Raw genomic sequence first — 23,706 nt, forward strand, 5'->3', positions numbered from 1 at the left:
TTGTGGTATGACCAGTTAAGGCGATATTTTACAAGTGTGCAACACAGTTATCAGCTTTCTGTGATATTGGTGTCGAGCTTGATGGGGATAAGTTACGACGTAACTACTACTGATAGCTCTTTATTATCAGCAAGTAACGCTTGATAAGCTCGGTTACTCTCTAGTGCTTCAGTCAGCAGAATCGCAGGTTTCTTACCTGCCACTGCTGCCATTTGCGCTGCAGTGACCAGGTGAACGACAGACTCATTATCTGGTGCATAGCTGTGCTTGTGCACAGGGTTACTCTTATCGACCCCAAGGGTAAATTGCGTCAGATCTTCACTATCGATCACGAGTCCATCAAAATAGTGAAGTAGTCGCTCTGCTAGTAGCGCGGATGATGGCACATTAATCGAGAACAGAACTTTAAGCCCTTCGAGCCCTCTCGGTAGCCCCTGCTCTGCTAATTTATCAATAATGCGCGCGGCGTCAGCTAAGCTACGAACAAATGGCACGACGATTGAGACATTCGAGAAATTTTCTCTTAATGCTTTAATCAAATCACACTCAAGTTTGAACCAAGCTTGGTAATCGCTGTCTGCATAGCGTGCAACGCCACGAACTCCCATTAAAGGGTTAGTTTCAGGTTCAACAAGATTGGCTGTCGATTGGTTGATAATATCGCTCGTGAACTTATCTAGACTCACACGCAGAGTCGCTTCTGAACTTACTTGCGATTTCATTTGGTTAACGAGCTTGTCAATTAGTGACGAGGTATTTGCCTCTACAGACTGAATGTCACTCAATAATTTTTTGTTGTCAGCGAGACGCAGCCAATCGCCTAAAGACAGATAACAAAATGTACCTGAATCAAGTTGTTGTGACGGAAGGAATTGCCCCAACTGCTGAGAGAAATGATGACCTTGCTCCATGCTATCCCTTATCATTATGCATTATGTACTTCATGTTTAGTGTTGACATTACCGACACATGAGACCGAATACAAGTATCCAATTCACTTATAACGCATAAAAATGCAAGAATTATGCAATTGACGCTACTTTTGTTTGTGAAACGCATTTTGTTGTAGTTAAACGGTTTCATGTAGCGCCATTTTTCGTTATCTTTGCTGTTTCCAAAAAACATAATTAGGCGATTTTATGCCATTAAAAACAGATGAATTGCGTACTCAACCGCTCGGACCTATGCCAGCTCCTGCGGAACTGAGTCAAGCTCACCCTCTTACAGATGATGTTGCTGCACGCATTGAACTATCACGCCGCCAAATCGAGAAAATTTTAACCGGCGAAGACGATCGTCTTCTTTGTATCGTTGGCCCTTGCTCTGTGCATGACACTGAAGCGGCTATCGATTACGCAAACCGCCTTGCAACTGTTCAAGAGCAATACAAAGATGAACTTTTCATCGTTATGCGCACCTACTTTGAGAAGCCACGCACCGTTGTCGGTTGGAAAGGTCTGATTACTGACCCTAACCTAGATGGTTCATACGCACTTGAAGCGGGTCTACATAAGGCGCGTAAACTGCTTCTAGACATCAATAAGCTTGGTCTTGCAACGGCAACTGAATTCCTAGACATGATTACGGGGCAATATATTGCAGATCTAATCTCTTGGGGTGCTATCGGTGCGCGTACTACAGAATCTCAGATTCACCGTGAAATGGCTTCTGCGCTCTCTTGCCCGGTTGGCTTCAAAAACGGTACGAACGGTAATGTGAAGATTTCTATCGATGCGATTCGCGCATCGAAAGCGTCTCACTACTTCTATTCACCAGATAAAAACGGCCGCATGACCGTTTACCGCACGTCTGGTAACCCATACGGTCACGTGATTCTACGTGGTGGTGATACGGGCCCTAACTTCGACGCTGCCTCTGTGGCATCAGCATGTGAAAAACTCAAAGAGTTTGACCTTCCACAACGCTTGATCGTTGACTTCAGCCATGCGAACTGTGAAAAGCAGCACCGCAAACAGCTGGATGTAGCAAAAGACATCTGTGAGCAAATGGCCAACGGCAGTCACCAAGTTGCCGGTATTATGGCGGAGAGCTTCATCGAAGAAGGCAACCAGTCAATGGCAGATATCCATAATCTTGAATATGGTAAATCGATCACTGACCCTTGCTTGAGCTGGGCTCACACGCAACAAATGTTAGATATGCTTTCAGATGGTGTGAAAGCACGTCGTAACCACAAATAAGGAATAGAACCATGCCTTCTTTTGATATCGTTTCTGAAATCGATACTGTTGAACTGCGTAACGCTATTGAAAACGCGAACCGTGAGCTATCCACTCGATTTGACTTCCGTAATGTAGAAGCAAGTTTCGAGATGGTTGAAGAAACAGCAAAGCTTTCTGCCGAGGGCGAGTTCCAGCTAAAACAGATGCGTGACATGCTGCGTGCCAACCTGACAAAGCGTGGTGTTGATGTCAACGCAATGGAAGCGCAAGATCCAAGCGCTTCTGGTAAAATGTGGAGCCAAACGTGTGTTTTCAAGCAAGGTATCGAAACACCTATCGCGAAGAAAATTGTCAAGCTAGTTAAAGACTCTAAGATCAAGGTTCAAGTTTCTATCCAAGGCGAGAAGGTTCGTGTTACTGGTAAGAAACGCGACGATCTTCAAGCAACAATGCAACTTGTTCGTGAAGGTGAACTGGACCAACCATTCCAGTTTAATAACTTTCGTGACTAGTTAGTCTACCGTTCGTGTTTCACGAATCGAGGTGGTGAGAATAGCAGCGCTCAACAGCGCTGCTTTTTTGTATCTATGCCTTCGACTTTGATCCCTAATTGGCCAAGCGCGTAATTATCAGAGCAATTCACAGGAGTTAAAATCCCACTGACAAAGGACAGCAAAATGCTTTCTCGAACTTTACGCCAAATTAACGCCACAGTCTTACTTCTTACCTGCTTACTCTTTTCGGCTACGATTGCCGCTCATGACCACGGTATGAAAAAAATGGACATCGTAGATACCGCCGCCCAAAATGGGTCGTTCACTACGCTGGTGGCCGCAGTTAAAGCTGCGGGGCTGGTTGAGATTCTAAAAGGTGAAGGGCCATTTACGGTGCTGGCCCCAACTGACGAGGCGTTTGCCGCACTGCCGGAAGGTACGATTGACATGCTTTTGATGCCTGAAAACAAAGACAAGCTCATTGCTATACTAACGTACCATGTGATCCCATCAAAAGCGATGGCTCAAGACGTAGTTAAACTGACATCTGCAGCTACAGTGCAAGGCCAAGAAGTCGTGATAGCTGTGGCTGGCGATAGTGTGATGGTAAACGACGCTAACGTGGTCGCAACCGATGTGGTAACCAGTAATGGCGTCATTCACGTGATTGATAAAGTGCTCATGCCGCAGTAAGCCAACTCAGGAAAAATGTTGCCCTGTCTAATCAAACTAGTCATGGTTTATGTTAGCAGATTAGGTGATAGACGAGGACGTGTGAACGTCCTCTTTTTTTGAGTCCGTAGATTCACTCACACGTTACAGAATAGAGAACACGTGAGTGCGGTATTTGCTTGGAGACTTGCTCTAATACTGCCGGATACACATAGATACAGACATTGTTTTCAGTTAACTCTGCAAGTCGCATAGCAATATCCGTCTCTGTTTGATAAGGCTCTCTGTCGGCATCGCGTCTAGCTATATCTACAAAAGCATAATCACATTCAGTAGGGTAAAGCACCATTTCAGCTTTTTGCAGGGCTTGCAGCGTTCGCAGGCTAATCAAATCAACTGCCGCAGGTAACTCAATTAGCGTAACACTTCCTGACTTCTTAAGTCCGTCTTCAAGTTGTTTCTGATAAACCTGCTCTAGCTGTTCAATTTGCGTTGCGGCAAGCACTTCTGGCTCAGAAAAAAAACGTTCCCAGAACATTCTACGCAAATCGACAGATGGCAAAACACGTTTTATATCGTCGCGCTTACTCGCTCCAAATGCTGCTAGTAGTCCAGTATTTTGTGCTAAATTGGCCTCGACAGACTGTCGAATATTCCGCACTAAAACGGGTGACGCTCCGCCACTAGAGATAGCAATTTGGATATCACCACGCACAATCATCGACGGAGTAATAAAGTCGCAGTAAGGCTGATCATCGACCACATTAACGATCAAGTTCAAACTTTTCGCATCTTTATGAACAGCGTGATTCACTTGATTTTGATTAGTAGTTGCCCAAACTTGCAGTAAGTCCGGCGATAAATATTCAGGTCTGTATTCATCTTGAACCCACTCGCATTGCCCTTGTTCAACACACGTTTGAAGATAACGGTCGAGCTTAGGTGAGACGATAGTGATACAAGCTCTTGCTTTGATTAACGCCTCTATCTTTCGACACGCCACTTCACCCCCGCCCACTACCAATACGGGCTTCCCTTCCAACTTCATAAATAGAGGAAAATACTGCATTTAAATTTACCGTCCTTCTTTAGGTGCTAATAACAGTTATTGTTCAATTTGGTGCATTTTTTGTCATAAAAGTACGTTATAAAAAGATCTTCAACCAAATTTTAAGCATTTAACGTGATTAATCTCTAGTCTTATATTCTGCACTAAAACAAAACTCATCAGAGCTGTTTGATTACAGTGCAAGATCGCAATGCACCATGTTGGTTCAATGTTGCACTATTTACATTACACTAACAATTGTTCATGCTAGATTGCACAGCTTTGGTGAGACATCTCGAAAACCTTTTTAAATTTAGTTGTTTGAGAAAATCAAAAACCTTACCTACGCTTAAATTGCTTTTTGCATTGTATGCAACTTGCAATGACCTGACAAAAATACTTAATGCTTACACACAACATTTATTCAGGATTTTGTTTCAGGCTTGCACTGAAATGTACGGAAATAACAGGAAGGATACACATGACTAAGAAACTCTCCTTGATTGCGTCTGCTGTTGTGGCTTCGACTGCTCTACTTTCTTCAAACGCTTTCGCGGCTGAAGCGACACTAGAAAAAGTTACCAAACAGGGTTTCGTCTCTTGTGGTGTGAGTACCGGTCTACCCGGTTTCTCTAACCCGAACTCAAAAGGCGAATGGGAAGGTATCGACGTAGAGTATTGTCAAGCGCTAGCAGCGGCTGTACTTGGTGATAAAACAAAAGTGAAATACGTTCCATTAACAGCAAAAGAACGCTTCACTGCACTTCAGTCTGGTGAGATTGATGTGTTGTCACGTAACACAACTTGGACGTTGCACCGTGACACTGCACTGGGCCTAAACTTTGTCGGCGTTAACTACTACGACGGTCAAGGCTTTATGGTTAAAAAAGATCTTGGCGTTTCTAGTGCCAAAGAGCTTGATGGTGCGGCAGTCTGTGTTCAGTCTGGTACAACAACCGAACTGAACCTAGCTGATTACTTCCGTAACGAAGGTATGTCATACAAACCCGTCGTATTTGATACGGCAGCGCAAACTTCTAAAGGTTTCGATGCGGGTCGTTGTGACGTACTAACCACCGACCAATCTGGTCTGTACGGTCTACGCTTAAACCTTGCTGACCCAAGTTCAGCCGTTGTACTACCAGAAATCATTTCGAAAGAGCCACTAGGCCCAGTTGTTCGTCAAGGCGACGACCAGTGGTTCAATATCGCTAAGTGGACACTATTCGCAATGGTTAACGCAGAAGAGTACGGTATTACCTCGGCAAATGCTGATGAAATGCTTAAGTCTACGGATCCAAACATCAAACGCATCCTAGGTGTTGACGGTCCTCAAGGTAAAGGCCTTGGTATCCGTGATGACTGGGGTTATCAAGTTATCAAGCAAGTGGGTAACTACGGTGAGAGCTTTGAGCGTACGGTTGGTACGGGTTCTCCACTAGAAATCTCGCGTGGTGTTAACGCGTTATGGAATAAAGGCGGCTTCATGTATGCGCCTCCTCTACGCTAAGTTAGTTTAAGTTTTGCCAAGATAATAATTATATGGGGCGGCTTTGCTGCCCCTTTTATCAAGCGCTCTGTCCCCTCTTTATATGAGGGTTTCAAATGGACTTGAGGTTACAGTTGTATGAAAACCACTAATGTCGAAAATTCGACGTCCAATAGTGCGTCGAAATCGGGCTCTAATATTCTATATAACCCCACCTTTCGCTCGGTTACTTTCCAAATACTCGCCATTGTCGGGTTAATCTTTTTCTTCTACACCATCGTAAATAACGCCCTCACCAACCTTGAATCTCGTGGTATTGCCACAGGTTTTGGCTTTTTGGATCAAGAAGCGGGTTTTGGTATCGGTCTTACGTTGGTCGAATATGATGAGACTTTCTCCTACGGACGAACGTTTATCGTCGGGCTACTTAATACAGCTCTCGTTTCTGTATTGGGTATTATTCTTGCCACCGTACTCGGTTTTACAATCGGTATCGCACGACTTTCTTCCAACTGGCTCGTGAGCCGAATGGCAGCGGTCTACATCGAGATTTTCCGTAACATCCCATTGTTGCTGCAGATCTTCTTCTGGTATTTCGCGGTATTGCAGGTATTGCCCTCCCCTCGACAAAGCTTGAGCTTGGGTGAAGCCATATTTCTTAATGTACGTGGCCTTTATTTCCCAGCTCCAGTCTTTAATCAAGGCAGTGGCTTGGTGATTGGCGCACTCATCGTGGGTGTTATTCTCACTTTAGGCATCAGCGTTTGGGCAAAGAACAAGCAAAAACTAACAGGTCAGCAAACACCGCTTGCGCGTATTGCCGTTGCTTTATGCGTTGTTGTGCCTGTGATCGCTTATTTCGTTGCAGGGCAGCCAATAAGTTGGGATTATCCCGCGCTAAAAGGTTTTAACTTCCGTGGTGGCATTAGCATCATTCCTGAACTTGCTGCACTGCTTCTGGCACTAAGTATCTATACCGCCTCGTTCATTGCTGAAATCGTTCGTTCTGGTATCAATGCGGTTAACCATGGCCAAACAGAAGCGGCAATGTCGCTTGGCTTGCCTCGTTCACGCACATTAAAACTCATTGTCATACCTCAGGCATTGCGAATCATCATCCCTCCACTCACTAGCCAATATTTGAACTTAACAAAGAACTCATCGCTTGCGATGGCCATTGGCTATCCAGATCTCGTTTCAGTGTTCGCAGGAACGACACTCAACCAAACGGGACAGGCGATTGAGATCATTGCGATGACCATGGCAGTCTATCTGTCGTTAAGTTTAATTACATCGGCACTGATGAACCTATACAACCGTAAAGTTGCCTTGGTGGAGAGATAATATGAAAGTACATCAATTTCAGCCAGATCTTCCACCGCCGGCTAATACGGTGGGTGTTGTTGGCTGGTTAAAGCGCAATCTGTTTAATGGACCTGTTAATTCCGTCGTAACATTAGTTCTTGCCTACTTTGTCATTTCCCTTTTATGGACGACCATCGACTGGGCAATACTCAAAGCCGATTGGGTCGGAGAAACGCGTGATGCATGTTCACGAGAAGGGGCTTGTTGGGTCTTCATTAGCGTGCGTTGGCAACAGTTCATGTATGGGTTCTATCCTGAAGCAGAATTGTGGCGCCCTCGCATTTTCTACGCAACCTTAGCAGTTTTCACTGTTTTATTGGCCTATGAAAAAACGCCAAAACGCACGTGGATCTTCCTATTTTTCGTTAATATCTATCCATTCATTATTGCAGCACTTCTTTACGGTGGCGTATTTGGACTTGAAGTGGTTGAAACGCACCGTTGGGGTGGCTTGCTAGTGACGCTCATCATTGCGCTAGTGGGTATTGTTGTTTCACTCCCTATCGGTGTCGCGCTGGCGTTAGGTCGCCGTTCCGATATGCCGATTATACGCAGTATTTGTACTGTCTATATTGAAGTTTGGCGAGGCGTCCCCCTTATCACCGTTCTGTTCATGGCTTCGGTTATGCTGCCGCTCTTCTTAGCCGAAGGCGCAGACACAGACAAATTGATTCGAGCCTTAATCGGTGTGGTGATGTTCAGTGCCGCTTATATGGCAGAGGTGGTGCGTGGTGGTTTGCAAGCCATTCCAAAAGGACAATATGAAGCAGCTGATGCCTTGGGGTTAAGCTACTGGAAGAAAACGGGGCTCATCATTCTTCCACAAGCCCTAAAAATTACCATTCCTTCTATTGTGAACACTTTCATTGGCTTGTTTAAAGACACCAGCCTCGTACTCATCATCGGTATGTTTGATGTATTGGGCATTGGTCAGGCTGCAAATACCGACCCAGAGTGGTTAGGTTTTGCTACAGAAAGTTATATATTTGTTGGGTTAGTGTTCTGGATATTCTGTTTCGGCATGTCGAGATACTCGATTTGGCTCGAAAACAAACTGCATACCGGTCACAAACGATAAAGAAACTCAGGGACGTATTATGACACAACAAGATTTAGTAATTGAAATCAATGACATGAACAAGTGGTACGGTGAGTTTCATGTTCTGAAAAACATTAACCTCCAAGTAAAGAAAGGCGAAAAAATCGTTATCTGTGGCCCATCAGGCTCAGGTAAGTCTACAATGATTCGCTGTATCAACCGTTTAGAAGAGCATCAGAAAGGACAAATCGTTGTTTCTGGTAATGAACTGACGGAAGATCTGAAAAACATCGAGGCCGTTCGTCGTGAAGTCGGTATGTGTTTTCAGCACTTTAACCTCTTCCCCCACCTTACGGTTCTTGAAAACTGCACTCTGGCGCCGATTTGGGTCAAGAAAATGCCGAAAGAGGAAGCAGAAGAGATCGCCATGAAATACTTAGAGCGCGTGAAGATTCCAGATCAAGCCGATAAATACCCAGGGCAACTTTCGGGTGGTCAGCAGCAACGTGTAGCGATTGCACGCTCTTTGTGTATGAATCCTCAAGTGATGCTGTTTGATGAACCGACATCAGCACTTGACCCTGAAATGGTACGGGAAGTGCTCGATGTTATGGTAGAGCTTGCAGACGAAGGGATGACCATGCTCTGCGTGACCCACGAAATGGGTTTTGCCAAAGAGGTTGCAGACCGAGTCATCTTCATGGATGCAGGTGAAATCATCGAAGAAAACAACCCCGTAGACTTCTTTGAGAACCCGCAGTCGGATAGAACGCAAAACTTCTTAGCGCAGATTTTGCATCATTAACCAAACTCAAGGCTGAAGGAAGAAGGATCAATCCTTCTTCCTTCAGCCTATCTGCTTCGACTCTGACAAACATCGAATTCACTACGCAAAATGTATTTTGCAACGCCTTTATCCTTAAGTCACACCCTGTTACAACTCAGTAACGATTAGAAAGACCATTTCCATTATCATTAACCAATTGATCCTTAGTTGCATTTTGTGGCTAATAAATAATACCCCTATTGGTTTTGGGCTTGATTTTTTCAAGCTTTACCCCCATAAAGGGAGTAAATAACTATCATTCTTTTACGAGGAAGATTATGAACAACCCTATGTTTAGCCGTACAGCGACTCAAGAGAGTGCTCTACAAACGAACAAAGTACTGCGCAACACCTACGCTCTACTTTCAATGACACTGCTTTGGTCAGCAGTTGTTGCTGCATTTTCAATGGCAATGAACCTACCTCGCCCAGGTCTAATCCTGATGCTGGTTGGTTTTTATGGCTTACTATTCCTAACAGAGAAGAACCGTAACAACAGCATGGGTCTTGTCTTTACATTCCTATTTACTGGCTTCCTAGGTTACACAACAGGCCCTATCCTTAGCATGTACATCGGTGCTGGTATGGGTGATGTGGTTCTGACTGCTCTAGGTGGCACAGCACTGGCATTTATGGGTGCATCAGCTTACGCACTAACAACTAAGCGCGACTTATCATTCCTAAACGGTATGCTAATGGCTGGCTTCGTTGTGCTTCTAGTGGGCATGGTAGCGAACATCTTCCTACAGATGCCGATGCTATACCTAGCAATGAGCGCGATGTTCATCCTGTTCTCAACAGGCGTGATTCTACTAACAACGCAATCTATCATTCGTGGTGGTGAGACAAACTACATCTCAGCAACGGTTAGCCTATACGTATCGCTATACAACATCTTCATCAGCCTGCTAAGCATCCTAGGTGTGATGAACGACGACTAATCTCAACGATTACTCTCAAATTCAAGCCCGAGCATTTGCTCGGGCTTTTTGTTTTCAATCACTTCAATAGGGTTTACACTTGCGAAGTGTCACACTAATACCCTGATGAATTATGTTTGTATTTAAAGAGAAACAGATCGAAACCGACGCACAAGGCTACCTGCTCAACCACACTGATTGGCAGCCAGAAATGATTGAAGTGCTAGCAGAAATGGAAGGTATTGAGCTAACCGAAGCACACCTAGAAGTGGTGCATTTCGTACGTGACTTCTATGAAGAGTTTAACACCTCACCTGCAGTACGTATGCTCGTCAAAGCGATGGAAAAGAAACACGGCCCAGAAAAAGGCAACAGTAAATACCTGTTTAAGCTATTTAAGCAAGGGCCTGCAAAGCAAGCAACGAAGCTTGCAGGATTACCTAAGCCGGCGAAATGCCTATAATACTTAAGTTACCGCGTCACTAAGAGCGTCAAATTGACGGCCTTAGTGACTATAATGTTTGGTGGCTATAGTTCTAGCGAGTTAGTTATTGAATCTCGAACCCTCTCATTTCTATCAATGCGACCTGCTCACTCACGACCGAATCAACCGAGGCGGTTCTAGGCCCAGCACTCAGCCACATTTCGAGTTGCTCTACAGCACCATCGTCACCTGTTGCCAACACCTCTACGTTGCCATTCGCAAGATTTCGCGCATATCCGTTTAAACCAAGCTTTAAACCTTCATGACAGGTGTGATAACGAAACCCAACCCCTTGCACCACTCCAGATACAATAAACTTACGCGATATGTGTGACATGTAGCCCCCGACTTAGTCTGTTTTCATGCATTAATTGTAGAAGCTATAGAAGATTCTTCCCATCTAGCCTCAATTTAGAGTGAGATCAGCCTCATACCTTGCTTTTGTTCTAAGCTTTATACAAAATAGCCGACCATTTTCCCCATCACTGTTCAATTACGAGTTCACTTATGAAACCAGCGATTTATCTTACACGCGGTCGTGAAAAATCACTTCAACGTCGTCACCCTTGGATCTTCTCACGCGGTATCGAGCGAGTTGAAGGCGAACCACAGCTTGGGGAAACCGTTGATGTATACAGCTTTAAAGGGCGATGGCTCGCTAAAGCTGCTTATTCGCCAAATTCTCAAATCCGTGCCCGCGTTTGGTCATTTGAAAAAAAGGACATTGACCAAGCGTTCTTTGAGCAGCGCATTCGTGATGCACTCGTTTTACGTGAAGAAGTTATCAAACGTGATGGTCTAACGGGGTTTCGTCTAATTGCCGCTGAAAATGATGGCCTACCCGGTGTTACAATTGATAAGTTCGACAACTACCTTGTTTGCCAACTTCTTAGTGCAGGTGCAGATTTGCATCGCGACACATTAGTGAAGGCTCTTTTAGAAGTCTTCCCTGACTGCAATATCTATGAGCGCTCTGACGTAGCTATCCGCAAGAAAGAAGGCTTAGAAGAAGTAACAGGTGTATTACACGGTGAAATGCCTCCGGCGAATGTATGGATTGAAGAAAACAGCATCAAGATTGGTGTTGATATCCAAAATGGTCATAAAACAGGCTTCTATTTAGACCAACGTGACAGCCGTCAGCAATCAATGAAGTACGTGAAAGATAAAGAAGTCTTAAACTGCTTCTCTTACACAGGCGGATTTGGTCTATATGCACTTAAAGGCAGCGCTTCACGCGTGATAAACGCCGACGTGTCTCAACCTGCTCTTGATAGAGCCAAAGAGAACGCTATTGAAAACGGCTTCGATATCTCTAAGAAACGCGCTGTATTCTTAAATGCAGACGTGTTCAAGTTGCTGCGTGAATACCGCGATCAAGGTACTAAGTTTGATGTCGTGATCATGGATCCACCAAAGTTTGCAGACACCAAAGCACAGCTCAACGGCGCTTGTCGCGGCTACAAAGACATTAACATGCTAGCGATGCAAATTCTTAAACCAGGCGGCACGCTTCTGACATATTCATGCTCAGGCCTAATGGACCAAAACCTGTTCCAAAAGATCATTGCTGACGCTGCGGTAGATGCTGGCCGTTCAGTAAAATTCGTAGAGCGTTTTGAGCAAGCTGCCGATCACCCAACCGATACCGCTTACCCTGAAGGTTTCTACTTGAAAGGGTTTGCTTGTAAGGTTCTATAAAAAATAGGATGAAGGTAGAAGGATAGCGGTTTCGCTCCTTCTACCTTCATCCTTCCGCCTAAATCACATACTTCAGTTTAAGTTCTCTCAAAACATTCATTTAACAGTGCTGGTGGCACCTATTTCGCTCATTCCCCCACCAACCTGTTCACAAAAAAATCAAACAGTCACAAAACCTTGATTTTACGCTTGCACCCTTTCATCTGAGCCGTTAATATCCATCTCGTTCTTAAGGAATGGGTCCGTAGCTCAGTTGGTTAGAGTACTACCTTGACATGGTAGGGGTCGGCGATTCGAGTTCGCCCGGACCCACCACTCCTTACTGCATAACAATGCAAAAGAACACAATCTGGATCCGTAGCTCAGTTGGTTAGAGTACCGCCTTGACATGGCGGGGGTCGGCGATTCGAGTTCGCCCGGATCCACCATATTCGTTCTTATAGAACAACAACAAAGCCCGCTTTTATAGCGGGCTTTGTTGTTTCTGAAGGTTACCTGCAACTTCTTCAATCCATTTTCTAGTCTAATTTTCCGCATACAGAAACTCATGTCATGAATGAACATTCGTTTGGACAGATTCATACTTTCTAGCAGACTCTACAAGTGTTGGTAAAATATTGGTAAAAAATTGGGAAAATCCAGTAGTGTTGTATTTCTCACCACATTCTCATTTTTAACGAAGAGTAACCCGCACCTCACCTCTCGCATAAGGGCTTTGTCGAACATATTTATTACCCTAAACTTCAATACAATCGAACATCAAGATTACTGTCCTGGATTCCCAAAAGGTTGTTCACGCAATATCTTATTGCTCGTTACGTTTACTTATAAGCAGCCGATATCGTTGAAAGTACCTCTTCTAAAGCCAATTGAACACGATGTTTTCCTTTCTCATAATGTGAACCGTTATTGAAGGAGCTGGGAGACTGTGGTTAATATCTGACGTATACAAGTTCTATAGTCCGTTTTTATGTGCTTTTGTGCTAACTCTAGACCTTTACCTATACGCGCTTTCTTGGGGCATCTGATACCACACCGGCAGTCTTAGTTAGCGTGATTTACTACCTTGCTCTATACATTCAACAACTCGACGTTAAATCTGTTGTCCTGACTCCTTGGTTTGGCGATGTTGAGACTTTTCGGATTGAAAAACTTCATACACTTCAGCCAATAAAAATGTGACGAAGCCTAAATGTCCTTAGCTTAAGAATTGGATGTATAATCGTGTTGCAGTTAACTTCCTTTATCTTTGAGTCTCTCGTTCAAATTTACTCATGACTTCAGATTCTCCCATCTACATTTAATAAGATTTCTTGCACATAATTACACGTCCACAATGTGCCACAACTTGGTGTAAGTTAACTAGCTGTTAATATCTACTCGAGCTACAGGAAAAATGCCGACTAATAGCTAAAGTTGATATTCTATATATGCAAACAATTTATATATTTGATTGTATTAAATTTCTTTCATTTCGGTTACTTCTTGGTCAGTGCTCGTGCTGAGCACTATTTACGATCCAGTACGCAAATTTATCGACAACCTCAGCAATCAATAAAAAAATAGGTATTAATACCCTTACACAACATAGAAAAATCTCATTCATAGAGAAATTGAACATGAAAAAAATTACTGTCAAACAATTCAAAGATCTATTCTATCCAGATGCTGACCTTACACTAGCAACCATACGGAACTGGTTAAGAAACGGTCACTTAGCGGGTGAAAAAACACCAAGTGGGATCTGGTTCGTAATTGTACCAGAAGATGGTTGTCCATTTATCCACTCCAGTCGAGTCAATGAACTGTTAAAAATGATGGAGAAATAGAATATGGCTATCATTCATATGTTTCTAAGTTTAATTGAATTTTTCTTTAAGCATGGTTGTAGTGCTTTTGAACCAAAGCTATATATTGGTAGAAATCGTAAGAAGGAAAACTCTGGCTTACCTCGATATTTGTATCGAGAAATAATAAATGGGGCTACTCGCTATCGATTCACCCTAATTAACGGAAAGAAAATCTTATATCCTATTGAATATAAATTTAAAGAGATAATTGAAGCTGTTATTGCATATAACAATGAATACCGAAGTCATAGCCAATTACTTAATTTTATAGTCAAAAGTAAAAGCCTTAGAAAAGGGAAAAGTCTATCTCACTGGCTTGATAAATTTAAGGAAAGCATCAATGATAACGATAATAGCACACAAGTAAAACAGACGAAGATTAACGACATAGAGCGGCTAAATGCAGCCCTTGGGCACATACTGACATGTAAACTTAAGTATGAAGATATCATTGAATTTATTGAAAATTCTTATGGTGGCAAGTCCAAAGAGGTCTACAATAAAAAAGTAGCCCTTGTGAAAAAACTATTTGCATTCCTCAAGGATCAAGACGCAATTGAACATAATTTTATGAGTGATAAAATGTTGAAACCAATCTATGAGAAGGATAAAGAAAGAAAACGTCATGACTTATCAGAGGAAGCTTTTTTCCTAATATATGAACATGCACCTATTTTTCTGAAAGTGGCTATGATATTAGCATCCCAAAGCACTCATACAGTCAATGAAATTCACCGAATTAAAAGAGACATTCCTTTTCCGGAACCTAATACATGCGGAATTGTGTGGTTTGACGATCCTGAAATAGACGATAGTGGCAATATTATCTTTGGCACACTTTATATTCATCGCAATAAGACAAAGAAGAATAAATCTTCATATATTGCCATCCCTGTCAATGAGGAAATTAAATATGCTGTTGAGCTTTCTCAAACACAAGGCATTTCTAGTCCGTATATCGTGCAACGTATGCGCTTACGGAACAACAAGCTATCAAAAGACTGTGACCACGAATACCAAGTTTCAAAGCGTTTGATTAGTGAAGAATTCTCAAAAGTTCGCGACCAACTCAACTTGTATGCCGAACTAGACAAATCGCTACGCCCTACTTTTAGTCAAATCAGACCATTAGTAGCAACAATAATGGAGGATTCAAATTATGAACCATCGACAGTCATGGGTCATTCCAGCGAAAAAACCACTAACATCTATATTAGAAAATCCAAAGTAAAATGGAATCACGTACCTTCTATAGTGGTCCCTTTAAAATGCAGTAAAAAGTAACCAGAATATTATATTACTACATAAATTTTACACCGGACAGTAATCTATTCAGTATCAGATAACTGTCCGGCCTTAACTGGTCCGTTATTAATTCTCCCTATAGTAGCATTTTCTTCCTTCTCCTTTAATTTAATCTAAGAGTTACACTAATCATAGGAATATTATTAAATTATCGGAAATTTGGTCAACTACCAATATATTACATAATGGATAGTGTTCTAATCAAAAAGGAAGAGCACTATGAACAAACTAATTCAGCTAAAAACCATCGCAGAGCGCGGTGCCGCTATGACATTCAGAGCGCTTGCTGGGCTCACGTATATCTTCTTGTACAACATGCTAAGTATGGGCTTTGGTTTATTCACCAACGAGCACACTGCTCCTGCTTACTTTGCCTTTGTCAGCGTGCTTGGCGCTTATCTTACCTTCCATATGGCTTTCTTAATCCATGCATCAAAGCAATATCTAGCCTGTGGGATTTGGTCTTTGTATCACCCTGTAAACCAACTGTTCAGTGTCTCTGCTGCAATTTTGTTTATTGGTGTGCTCTATGGAGCGCCTAACATTCTTGATATGACGATGCTATATGAGCTTATCGAGCCGTCAAACGCCCGCGATAGCGAACTGAGCGGAGCCATCGTGCTCACTTCAGTGCTGACTGCAATATTCAGTGTACCGATAGTGATTTCTTTTCTAATTGGCTTCTTTACCACAGCATTACAGCTTGAAGTTCACCAGGAGGACAAAGTGCGAGTATGTCGAAATCCTCTAAATTACATGATGTTAACAGGATTGCTCGTTTTTGCGGTAGTTGCTAACGGACGTATCCCATCCCCTACCGTCGTACTGTTAATTGAGTTGCTGATTGCCATGGAAGTTACGCGGATACTCACCCCAGCGTTTGTAAGAAAGCATAGCGGTGAAAGCGTCACTCAAACCTTATAGCGTGGCCTCGGAACCCGAACGTTGATATGAGCGGTGGCATAAAAAAGCGTCAGCACTCTGTATTTTTCCAGTCGGACTTGAGTGCTTTCATGCTTTGTCCTTTCCCAATACCCGATAAGCTGCCTTCGACCCACTGAGGTGATTCTTTCTCCTAAATAGGGCTCATGGCAAAATATGTCATCAAAAATCGCGACAAGTCTTCTGAGTTGGACTTTCCGGTAGCCAATGCCTTTCTTGTTGTAAAACGACATTATCGTCATAATTTGTCGATAGCTCTCTCGATTCACAGTGCTACCCCAAATAAGCATTGCAGATGGAAAGACGATGATGCCCAAGTATCTTTGAGAGTTGCAGACGGACGACTTTATCTCTCGCTTTCGCCTGCTCTATCGAAATGCTTAAGGTGTGACTTAAATATCGATAGTGCTCAGCCCCATGGGCTACGCCACTTCTGACGGGACAAGCTGCGCCAACATGCCGCTCGTAGTAGCTCATCGCAAACGTCTTACGTTCACCATGACTACAGTATCCATTATCAATTGCTTTGGTTTCGCGCCAGGCCATACTCTGAAACGCTTTGAAGCTCATCTCCTTCGGCACCAAACTGTCATGCCCTACCACTGCTTGGTAATGCGCAACATCCTCAAGGACCTTCTTTTGGGCTGGATTCTCCAATGGTACCCAACGCGCTTGGCCTCCCTTTGTTCCCCGTGATATTTCGATTTGTCCATGCTCATTGATTTGTTTTACGGCCTGACTCGCATAAAAAAGGGCCGCTTCACGAAAGCGCATTCCCCAAGCCCGCTGTAAGCGAGCGATTAAGGCAACTTCGGTACTTGAGCTCTGAACGACTTTATTGTGGATGCTCTGGGCTACAGAGCCATCTTTGAGTGCAATGCCTGACTTCGGTGGAAAAAGTAAATCCTTAGTCGCGTTTATTGTCAGTGACTCATCCCCCCTTGCCTGAGCGAGCACACAATTAATGTGACTAAGGTAGTCACGTGCGCTACTTGCAGTTAACTCGCCCTTTTCCTCGAACTTGTCTCTCAAATACTCGCCGAACGCGAATAGGTGACTCTGCTCGATGTAGTTCAACCTTTTGACACCCAACTCTTGCTTGATAAACGCACCAAACAAGCGTATCGCTGGCAAGCGCGTACGGTGAGTATTCGACTTAACACCGCCCTGCTCTTCTAAACTGGCATTGATTAACGCTTTCACCATGTCCTTTGAGCCGAGGTTATAGTTCGCCTTAGTAAAATCTCGAAGTGTATTGATTCGATGACCACTGTATTTCTTTGTATTGCTCCTCCAATTAATTTGTGCTTTTGCTCCTCTAGCATGAGTGCGCAGGCTTTCTACCTGTCTCGATGAATGATTACGTCTCTACAAAAGTGCTCCTTCCTATCTGAAGTCCGATGGGCTTTTTGCATCCTCACTCTTGTTGGGTGACCGTTTCCTCACTTGCTGAGGTCAAAAGGGCGTATTGCATCCTCGGTCCTAAAGGTAGCGCTGAAGACTGCAGCATTTGTGGCTTATTGCATCCTCTACCTTGGTTCATGCTATTTGTTCGCTGATTTAAAATGCTATGCATAGAGAGGGCAATTAGAGCAGTAACGCCACTCAAAATGAGGCTTACTGCTTTGCTCTACCGCCAATAGCACTGTTAACTTTCAAAAACTTTTCAAGGGAACTTCTCGGCGCCCCAGCGATTAAAGGCGCTATTCCCGCTTTGGCTTCGTCGTCTAATTTCTGACTAAATTAGACGACGAGAAAACACGCCTCTCCTTCGCCTGCCTGTAGGCGTGATTGTTTGTTTCTTAATTGATTTGTTGAGTTTTATTTCACTCTTGTTTGTCATATTCCTTACCTCTCTTTCAAGTTCAATTGGGTGGACTCGCCACCATCGAACTGCATTAGGACAGGAACAAAACCAATAGAAACGAGATGCGCTATTTTTGCGTACTTGATGATGAGGCATTGAAACACTGGCTGGATTTGGTGCGCTTAAGAGTTGAGCTAAAATGAGTTGAATAGGCAGTCACTACACAAGGGAGAATAGATGTTACGAACGAAACGAAAGCTACCCGACTCTCAAAGAGTCTACATTCTGCACGCCTGTTTACTCGGCGCCTTGGTCGGCTTACTGATATAAACGCAAACAAGGCCCTCTATGGTTCATAGAGGGCCTTGAGGCTAGCTTCATTCCCTACTAGCTCTTTTCTTAGGTCTCCCGCGGTTAGTGCTTGTTTTCCTTGTGAGTGATTCGACACCATTTCCGAAAGACACTCTGATTATGTTCACTAACTTCTATGCAAAACTAAGTTGCGATTCTTTAGCGTGGCAGAAAAAACACCGTCAAACTATAGGAAGCATCAATCCAAATAAATCAATAGTTTAAACAAAAATAGACAGCTCCAACCTGTGGTACACCAGTTTTGTATCTCTTCATTTTCTCAATCTCTTTCCTGAAAGCCTAAACCAAGTGAAATCTGAAACAGCGATATGTCCTGTTTCATAAAAACTGATTAAAAAGGTGAAGAAATGAAGAAAAAGAAGTTTAAACCGGTGTCAGAAGAGTTAATGCAAGGCGGAGAACTCGACTTTATTCATCGTATGTGCACAGGCGTGGTAGACGAAAATACTGAAGCTATCTCTCACATGTGGGATAGCTTAAGCGAACAAGGTAAAGCTTTCGCAGTTAAGATGTTTGATAGCCGCGAGCTTGGTTATCAGGTCCATCAATCTCGCGAAATGTTTATCGACCGCATCGCAACTAACATGGCGGTTAAAGCAAGTCATCTCGAAATTTACGAGGGCCCTTTTGCAAATAAGTACATAAAAATGACCGTAGAAGAGCGTAAGATTTGCCTTAACCTGTTAATTGAGCAGTATTATGATGAGTTAATGGATAAAGAGTTTGAATATAGTAGTGACGAGTACGCTGTTGAAAGGACTAACTAAGACCTTACCCTAGAAAGCCCTACCAACGGTTTTGGCTTTGGCACAATGGCACATTAGCTCGAATACATTTAGCTGGACACGCGTGTCCGGCTAAATTTTTACAAGTGGCGAACCAGAATCACCCGGCAATACCTTCTGCTCGCGCTCAGGGCCACGGTAGATACTGCGGAATGCTGGGAAGTAGTAACACTGTGGATCGTCCGCCGTACATTCTTGTTTGATGTGCATAGGCTCGCCCATAGAGTCTAACTCACCCGTATCCACAAACTTGACTGGAATGAAGTTAGGAATAGCGTAGCTTAATGTGCCTTTACGCAGAACATCAGGATTATACAGCGCGTCATCTTCTGTCAGGCCCCAACCCATGAAGGTAAACTCAGTGTCTTTAGGCAGATTAAACTGATGAGTTGCAACATCGTAAGATGGTTCAACGATAACACCCGATGAGTGCATAACTGGCTCAGAGAGCTTAGCAAGGGCCAGATCCAAGTCTGCGTAACTACCTTGTAGGTACTTGTCACCGTCGTCGCGAATTAACTGAACAGCCAACTCGTTGTAAAGCACCTCATCGGTGAAGTACAACTTATCGTTATCTTGATCGTCTAGGAACTTGCCTTTGAGGGTATCGGTGTAGATCTTATGTCTTGATTCCAATGCATCCGCGTAATACTTGTATTGGAATGTATTGATTTCTTCATAGCCAACATCACGCGTGATGCTAATTGGGTCGGTTCGGTCGATACCTTGCTTTACGTTCATAAAACCAGTGGCGTTATCGATGCAGTGTTTTGCAGTAAGAATATAGTCACCGCCAATGAGAACACCGCCACACAATTTATAGGTGTAGTCAGTAATAAACACCTCAATATTGACGTAATAGTCTCGGTACTCCTGTTCGGTGACAGGCTCGGTCTCACCACCTAGCACTGGGGTGATTGTTGGTGCTGCAAAGGCCTGAGTTGCAGTAAGCAAGCCAGCAGCTAACGTAAGGTGTGTCTTTTGCACAATGAATCTCCATCTAAGAATATTCATCGCGTAGAATCAACTACAGAGAAAAAGCTAGAAGTGCGAGTTTTTTTCCGTTCAACTAAGAAATAGCAGACGGAAAAAGGAAAAACCCCGGAAAAAATCCAGGGTTTTAGTTAGTTAAGATACAAACTTAAGCGACAATCTTCTTGCGAATAGCAAGTCCAATCAACGCTAGAATGGTAAAGAGCCCCATAGAACCACCTGAGCCACCACCTTGAGTTGAATTACCTTCGTCAGTATCGCCACCGTTACCTTCGTCAGTATCGCCGCCGTTACCTTCGTCAGTATCGCCGCCGTTACCTTCGTCAGTATCGCCGCCGTTACCTTCGTCAGTATCGCCGCCGTTACCTTCGTCAGTATCGCCGCCGTTACCTTCGTCAGTATCGCCGCCGTTACCTTCGTCAGTATCGCCGCCGTTACCTTCGTCAGTATCGCCGCCGTTACCTTCGTCAGTATCGCCACCGTTACCTTCGTCAGTATCGCCACCGTTACCTTCATCAGTATCGCCACCGTTACCTTCGTCCGGATCAGTAGGTTTACCTCCGATTTCGATGTCAGTCTCTTCCTCTTCATCACCTTTATCAGTTCCATTATCTGGATTGATTGGGTCAGTAGGATCGATTGGGTCAATCGGATCTGTCGGAGGAGTAGGATCACCTGGCTCTACGATTTTATATTCAGTTGAATATAGTGTCACAGGAATGAAGATTTCAGAAGATAATTGAATATCGACTTCTAGCTCTTCACCAGGCATTAACGTCATATCAGGCGCAGTGATTTCGACACTACAAGCGCTAGTTGATTCGATAACACCACAGTCCGTATAAACAAACACACCGTTCACGTACTCACCAGAAGTGAGAACTGAATCCACATCACTTGCAGTGAAGTTCTGAACATCGAATGTCACATCACTTTCAGTATGTACATCAAGTGTAAGATTGGTTGGATACGTAACTTCATCAATTGTTCGTACGAACCAATTCATGTAACTATCGAAAGTAACAAAGTCACTTCGAGCTCGTAACCCATCTTGGTTTTCGAGTGAGTTAGTACTGACAACACCAATAACGTTTCCATCTTTAATAAGAGGGGTTCCGGAATCACCATCTGTTACAGATTGAAGCGGATTGTAGAAAGTGTTTTTATACTGTGGAGAATAAAAGCAACTATCTGCAGTCTCTTTGCAGGGTAATGGGATTCTTAATTGATCTCCCATTGAGTTCTGGTCACCTTCAACTTCAACCATCATGTATGGTTGGTGAGTCATTCTTTCTAGCTCTAGTTCAAACTGCATCATTACATTCGATGTAGCACCTGTACTTCCTAGTGTCCCCCATCCTCGGAACGTAAATGATTCACCAATATCATAAAGTGTTTCTTCACTTCCGTACTCAAAGTTTGGTTTAATAACAGCCGAACTTGCATAAGGAACACCTTCATCAAGAACTAATATTGCTAAATCACGCTGTATCGATGACGACAGTTTGTAGTCAGGATCCTGAGCGACAATAGCATCATATGTATCAAAGTCTTTAAACACATATTCTGGCTCTACAACATCTTCACCCATCTCATTAAGGATAGAGCCTTTAACGTCGTTCAAATAATAATCTATGTACAACTTTAAATACTCTACGTATTCACGGTTATAAATAGCCTCCTTAATCTCAACAACTTGACGCTCATACGACGCATCAGGTTCGCTGCGAGACAAACCTTGCTTGATAGTAATAGGTTCACCATTGTTACGCCACGTACAGTGGGTAGCTGTCATGATGTACTTACTACCAAGTAACATACCGCCGCATTTATTGCTGCTGTATGACCCTACCGGAATTGACAGGTGCACTACATTGTCAGTGTAGTCCTCTGCCGCAACTGGCGTACGATATTCATCAGCCATAACACCTGCTGACATAAGTGATGCTGCCAACACGGCAACTGTTTGCATCTTTTTCATAATACACTCCAAATTTTTCTTAAATATGCCGTTTTGGCAACATCTCTTTGGGTAAGAGCCCCATTCGCACATCTTGTGCAAATTTTGGAGTCGCCAGATTGACTGACGCTGTGTATTTAGATGAAGTCGTAAAACAGTCAAACGTAGCTAGGTTTCTTTTCTGTGTTGAGTGTCCCACACAGATTGCATACGCTGGTGGATGTCCAGCAGCAATGACCCTTTACATTTGCGGAAGGTACCCGCGAGCTGAGTCTCTTGCTGTATACAGTTCAACATCCTGACAACCGATTCATCATCAACCATCCTTGGCTCTCTGATAAAACTTTCTAACGATTGAGTCGACAACACGCCAGGAAACAGCGCATAAACTGACTCACCCATTAATTTCACGGGCACGGATTTTGATAGCGCGTAAAATCCAAGCACAGTGTTACCCATTAAAACACACCCATTCGAAGCACCTAATGCTCGCGATATGGCAAATTCTCGACCGTAAAAAACCTTCCCTTTCAGTCCTAAGGATTCCGTTAACTGCTCAATAAGCAGTGAATACGAAACCCCCAGTCGATCACGTGGATGCTGTTTAATCACCAAAACGGCATCTTGTTGTTTTTGGTAAGCAAATGTACTCATAACGTAGCGTAAAAAAACACCAATTTTCTCTCTTGCATCGGATTTCATATCAGGGATGTGATCGAGAGCGGGTAATGGTACACATATTATATGGGATTGCGTATTCTTTAGAAAAAACATGAACTTAACGTTATCGCGTACGGTAATGAGTATTTTGACAACGAGGTTATACAACGCAGCTAGAAAGTCGGTAACAAACGCGACCTCTTTCCAATCCGCCTCAAAGAAGCGCGAAAAAAAGCAAAACTATCCCAAAAGGCTTTGGGAGTGCGAATAGGTATGGAAGAAAGTTCCGCAAGCGCCAGAATGAACCAGTATGAAAAAGGGGTTCATACACCTGATATAAAAAACCTAAAACTCATTGCCGATGAGCTTGGTGTACCTTTATATTACTTTTTTTGTGAAGATGAATTTTCTGCTGACTTGGCGATTAACCTGAACAAACTATCAGATGGTGATAAACAGAGAGTTCTCGCTCTCGCTGCTCAATTGCTTGAACAGGCAGAAACAGAAAATAATTTCTAGCTGATGGAACATGCACACTTCTTTACATGCCCCGTCAGCACACCTTTGGACATTTTCGAGTTAGTGATTCGGATTAAATCCACCTACTTCGGATAACCTGAATTTAGGCAAATCGAAGTAGACGGTGTCGCTGTTGAGACTATTGCTAATGTAGCCATAAGGTGTGATATTACTTATTCATGGCGAGAATGCTTAGTATCTTAAAGTGTCTGTCCCAGTGATTAAATTACCGCCCCCCTTCAAACTAGCCTCATTTATGCTAATCTATCCAAGTTATAGCACTGATTTAACT

22 protein-coding genes and 2 tRNA genes are annotated in these 23,706 nt (G+C 43.4%); 17 read left to right on the forward strand and 7 right to left on the reverse strand.

What is annotated here, in order from left to right; translation table 11 throughout:
- Positions 1 to 92: 92 nt before the first annotated feature.
- Positions 93 to 911, reverse strand: coding sequence for a putative PEP-binding protein (locus QWZ05_RS19865; protein WP_290300237.1), 819 nt, complete (start codon positions 909 to 911; stop codon positions 93 to 95).
- Between the two features lie 228 nt (positions 912 to 1,139).
- Here QWZ05_RS19865 and QWZ05_RS19870 point away from each other — a divergent pair, with 228 nt between their 5' ends.
- From QWZ05_RS19870 to QWZ05_RS19880, 3 genes are all read left to right on the forward strand, one after another.
- Complete coding sequence (locus QWZ05_RS19870) at positions 1,140 to 2,201, forward strand: 3-deoxy-7-phosphoheptulonate synthase (protein WP_290300239.1); 1,062 nt, start codon at positions 1,140 to 1,142, stop codon at positions 2,199 to 2,201.
- 11 nt (positions 2,202 to 2,212) lie between these two features.
- On the forward strand, positions 2,213 to 2,695 hold the full coding sequence (locus tag QWZ05_RS19875; protein ID WP_290300241.1) for a YajQ family cyclic di-GMP-binding protein: 483 nt from the start codon (positions 2,213 to 2,215) through the stop codon (positions 2,693 to 2,695).
- Positions 2,696 to 2,860: 165 nt separating this feature from the next.
- Positions 2,861 to 3,370: a fasciclin domain-containing protein gene (locus QWZ05_RS19880; protein WP_290300242.1), complete on the forward strand. Its 510-nt coding sequence runs from the start codon at positions 2,861 to 2,863 to the stop codon at positions 3,368 to 3,370.
- 112 nt (positions 3,371 to 3,482) lie between these two features.
- Here the strand turns inward: QWZ05_RS19880 and QWZ05_RS19885 are convergent, their stop codons facing one another.
- The gene (locus QWZ05_RS19885; RefSeq protein WP_290300244.1) at positions 3,483 to 4,418 is read right to left on the reverse strand and encodes a precorrin-2 dehydrogenase/sirohydrochlorin ferrochelatase family protein; all 936 of its coding nucleotides are present in this window, start codon (positions 4,416 to 4,418) and stop codon (positions 3,483 to 3,485) included.
- 460 nt (positions 4,419 to 4,878) lie between these two features.
- Between QWZ05_RS19885 and QWZ05_RS19890 the strand changes: the two genes are divergently transcribed.
- The 6 genes from QWZ05_RS19890 (at position 4,879) to QWZ05_RS19915 (ending at position 10,499) form a co-directional block, all read left to right on the forward strand.
- Entirely contained in the window at positions 4,879 to 5,907 is a 1,029-nt protein-coding gene (locus QWZ05_RS19890; protein WP_264877501.1) for an amino acid ABC transporter substrate-binding protein, read from the forward strand.
- A 117-nt stretch (positions 5,908 to 6,024) separates the two neighbouring features.
- Positions 6,025 to 7,230: an amino acid ABC transporter permease gene (locus QWZ05_RS19895; RefSeq protein ID WP_264877502.1), complete on the forward strand. Its 1,206-nt coding sequence runs from the start codon at positions 6,025 to 6,027 to the stop codon at positions 7,228 to 7,230.
- A 1-nt stretch (position 7,231) separates the two neighbouring features.
- Positions 7,232 to 8,329, forward strand: coding sequence for an amino acid ABC transporter permease (locus QWZ05_RS19900; RefSeq protein ID WP_264877503.1), 1,098 nt, complete (start codon positions 7,232 to 7,234; stop codon positions 8,327 to 8,329).
- 19 nt (positions 8,330 to 8,348) lie between these two features.
- Positions 8,349 to 9,095, forward strand: a complete 747-nt coding sequence (locus QWZ05_RS19905; RefSeq protein WP_264877504.1) for an amino acid ABC transporter ATP-binding protein — start codon at positions 8,349 to 8,351, stop codon at positions 9,093 to 9,095.
- A gap of 299 nt (positions 9,096 to 9,394) precedes the next feature.
- Positions 9,395 to 10,057, forward strand: a complete 663-nt coding sequence (locus QWZ05_RS19910) for a Bax inhibitor-1/YccA family protein (RefSeq protein ID WP_164648179.1) — start codon at positions 9,395 to 9,397, stop codon at positions 10,055 to 10,057.
- Positions 10,058 to 10,169: 112 nt separating this feature from the next.
- On the forward strand, positions 10,170 to 10,499 hold the full coding sequence (locus QWZ05_RS19915; protein ID WP_264877505.1) for a TusE/DsrC/DsvC family sulfur relay protein: 330 nt from the start codon (positions 10,170 to 10,172) through the stop codon (positions 10,497 to 10,499).
- Positions 10,500 to 10,584: 85 nt separating this feature from the next.
- Here the strand turns inward: QWZ05_RS19915 and yccX are convergent, their stop codons facing one another.
- On the reverse strand, positions 10,585 to 10,857 hold the full coding sequence (yccX, locus tag QWZ05_RS19920) for an acylphosphatase (protein ID WP_264877506.1): 273 nt from the start codon (positions 10,855 to 10,857) through the stop codon (positions 10,585 to 10,587).
- A 170-nt stretch (positions 10,858 to 11,027) separates the two neighbouring features.
- Between yccX and QWZ05_RS19925 the strand changes: the two genes are divergently transcribed.
- From QWZ05_RS19925 to QWZ05_RS19950, 6 genes are all read left to right on the forward strand, one after another.
- A complete protein-coding gene (locus QWZ05_RS19925; protein ID WP_290300250.1) occupies positions 11,028 to 12,221 on the forward strand; it encodes a class I SAM-dependent methyltransferase in 1,194 nt (397 codons plus the stop codon).
- Positions 12,222 to 12,459: 238 nt separating this feature from the next.
- Positions 12,460 to 12,536, forward strand: a tRNA-Val gene (locus QWZ05_RS19930).
- 36 nt (positions 12,537 to 12,572) lie between these two features.
- Positions 12,573 to 12,649: transfer RNA gene (locus QWZ05_RS19935), tRNA-Val, on the forward strand.
- Positions 12,650 to 13,840: 1,191 nt separating this feature from the next.
- Positions 13,841 to 14,050 (forward strand): hypothetical protein, encoded by a 210-nt coding sequence (locus QWZ05_RS19940; RefSeq protein ID WP_264877508.1) that lies wholly within the window; start codon positions 13,841 to 13,843, stop codon positions 14,048 to 14,050.
- 3 nt (positions 14,051 to 14,053) lie between these two features.
- On the forward strand, positions 14,054 to 15,355 hold the full coding sequence (locus tag QWZ05_RS19945) for a site-specific integrase (RefSeq protein WP_264877509.1): 1,302 nt from the start codon (positions 14,054 to 14,056) through the stop codon (positions 15,353 to 15,355).
- Positions 15,356 to 15,595: 240 nt separating this feature from the next.
- A complete protein-coding gene (locus QWZ05_RS19950; protein ID WP_264877510.1) occupies positions 15,596 to 16,300 on the forward strand; it encodes a hypothetical protein in 705 nt (234 codons plus the stop codon).
- Between the two features lie 291 nt (positions 16,301 to 16,591).
- Here QWZ05_RS19950 and QWZ05_RS19955 read toward each other — a convergent pair whose 3' ends face one another.
- Entirely contained in the window at positions 16,592 to 17,524 is a 933-nt protein-coding gene (locus tag QWZ05_RS19955) for an integrase domain-containing protein (RefSeq protein WP_290300253.1), read from the reverse strand.
- 1,320 nt (positions 17,525 to 18,844) lie between these two features.
- On the opposite strand from QWZ05_RS19955, the gene QWZ05_RS19960 reads away from it, so the two are divergent.
- Entirely contained in the window at positions 18,845 to 19,264 is a 420-nt protein-coding gene (locus QWZ05_RS19960; protein ID WP_264877512.1) for a hypothetical protein, read from the forward strand.
- Between the two features lie 90 nt (positions 19,265 to 19,354).
- Here the strand turns inward: QWZ05_RS19960 and QWZ05_RS19965 are convergent, their stop codons facing one another.
- The 3 genes from QWZ05_RS19965 to QWZ05_RS19975 all read right to left on the reverse strand — a co-directional run bounded on the left by QWZ05_RS19965 (position 19,355) and on the right by QWZ05_RS19975 (position 23,009).
- Entirely contained in the window at positions 19,355 to 20,269 is a 915-nt protein-coding gene (locus QWZ05_RS19965; RefSeq protein WP_290300256.1) for a trypsin-like serine protease, read from the reverse strand.
- A 154-nt stretch (positions 20,270 to 20,423) separates the two neighbouring features.
- The gene (locus QWZ05_RS19970) at positions 20,424 to 22,256 is read right to left on the reverse strand and encodes a GlyGly-CTERM sorting domain-containing protein (RefSeq protein WP_290300258.1); all 1,833 of its coding nucleotides are present in this window, start codon (positions 22,254 to 22,256) and stop codon (positions 20,424 to 20,426) included.
- A gap of 147 nt (positions 22,257 to 22,403) precedes the next feature.
- Positions 22,404 to 23,009 carry a capsular polysaccharide export protein, LipB/KpsS family gene (locus QWZ05_RS19975; protein WP_307726636.1) on the reverse strand — a complete coding sequence of 202 codons (606 nt, stop codon included), beginning with the start codon at positions 23,007 to 23,009 and terminating at the stop codon, positions 22,404 to 22,406.
- Positions 23,010 to 23,102: 93 nt separating this feature from the next.
- Between QWZ05_RS19975 and QWZ05_RS19980 the strand changes: the two genes are divergently transcribed.
- Entirely contained in the window at positions 23,103 to 23,414 is a 312-nt protein-coding gene (locus tag QWZ05_RS19980) for a helix-turn-helix domain-containing protein (RefSeq protein ID WP_264877660.1), read from the forward strand.
- Positions 23,415 to 23,706 lie beyond the last annotated feature (292 nt).

Origin of the sequence: Vibrio agarivorans (assembly GCF_030409635.1) — a bacterium.
Lineage (GTDB): Bacteria > Pseudomonadota > Gammaproteobacteria > Enterobacterales > Vibrionaceae > Vibrio > Vibrio agarivorans.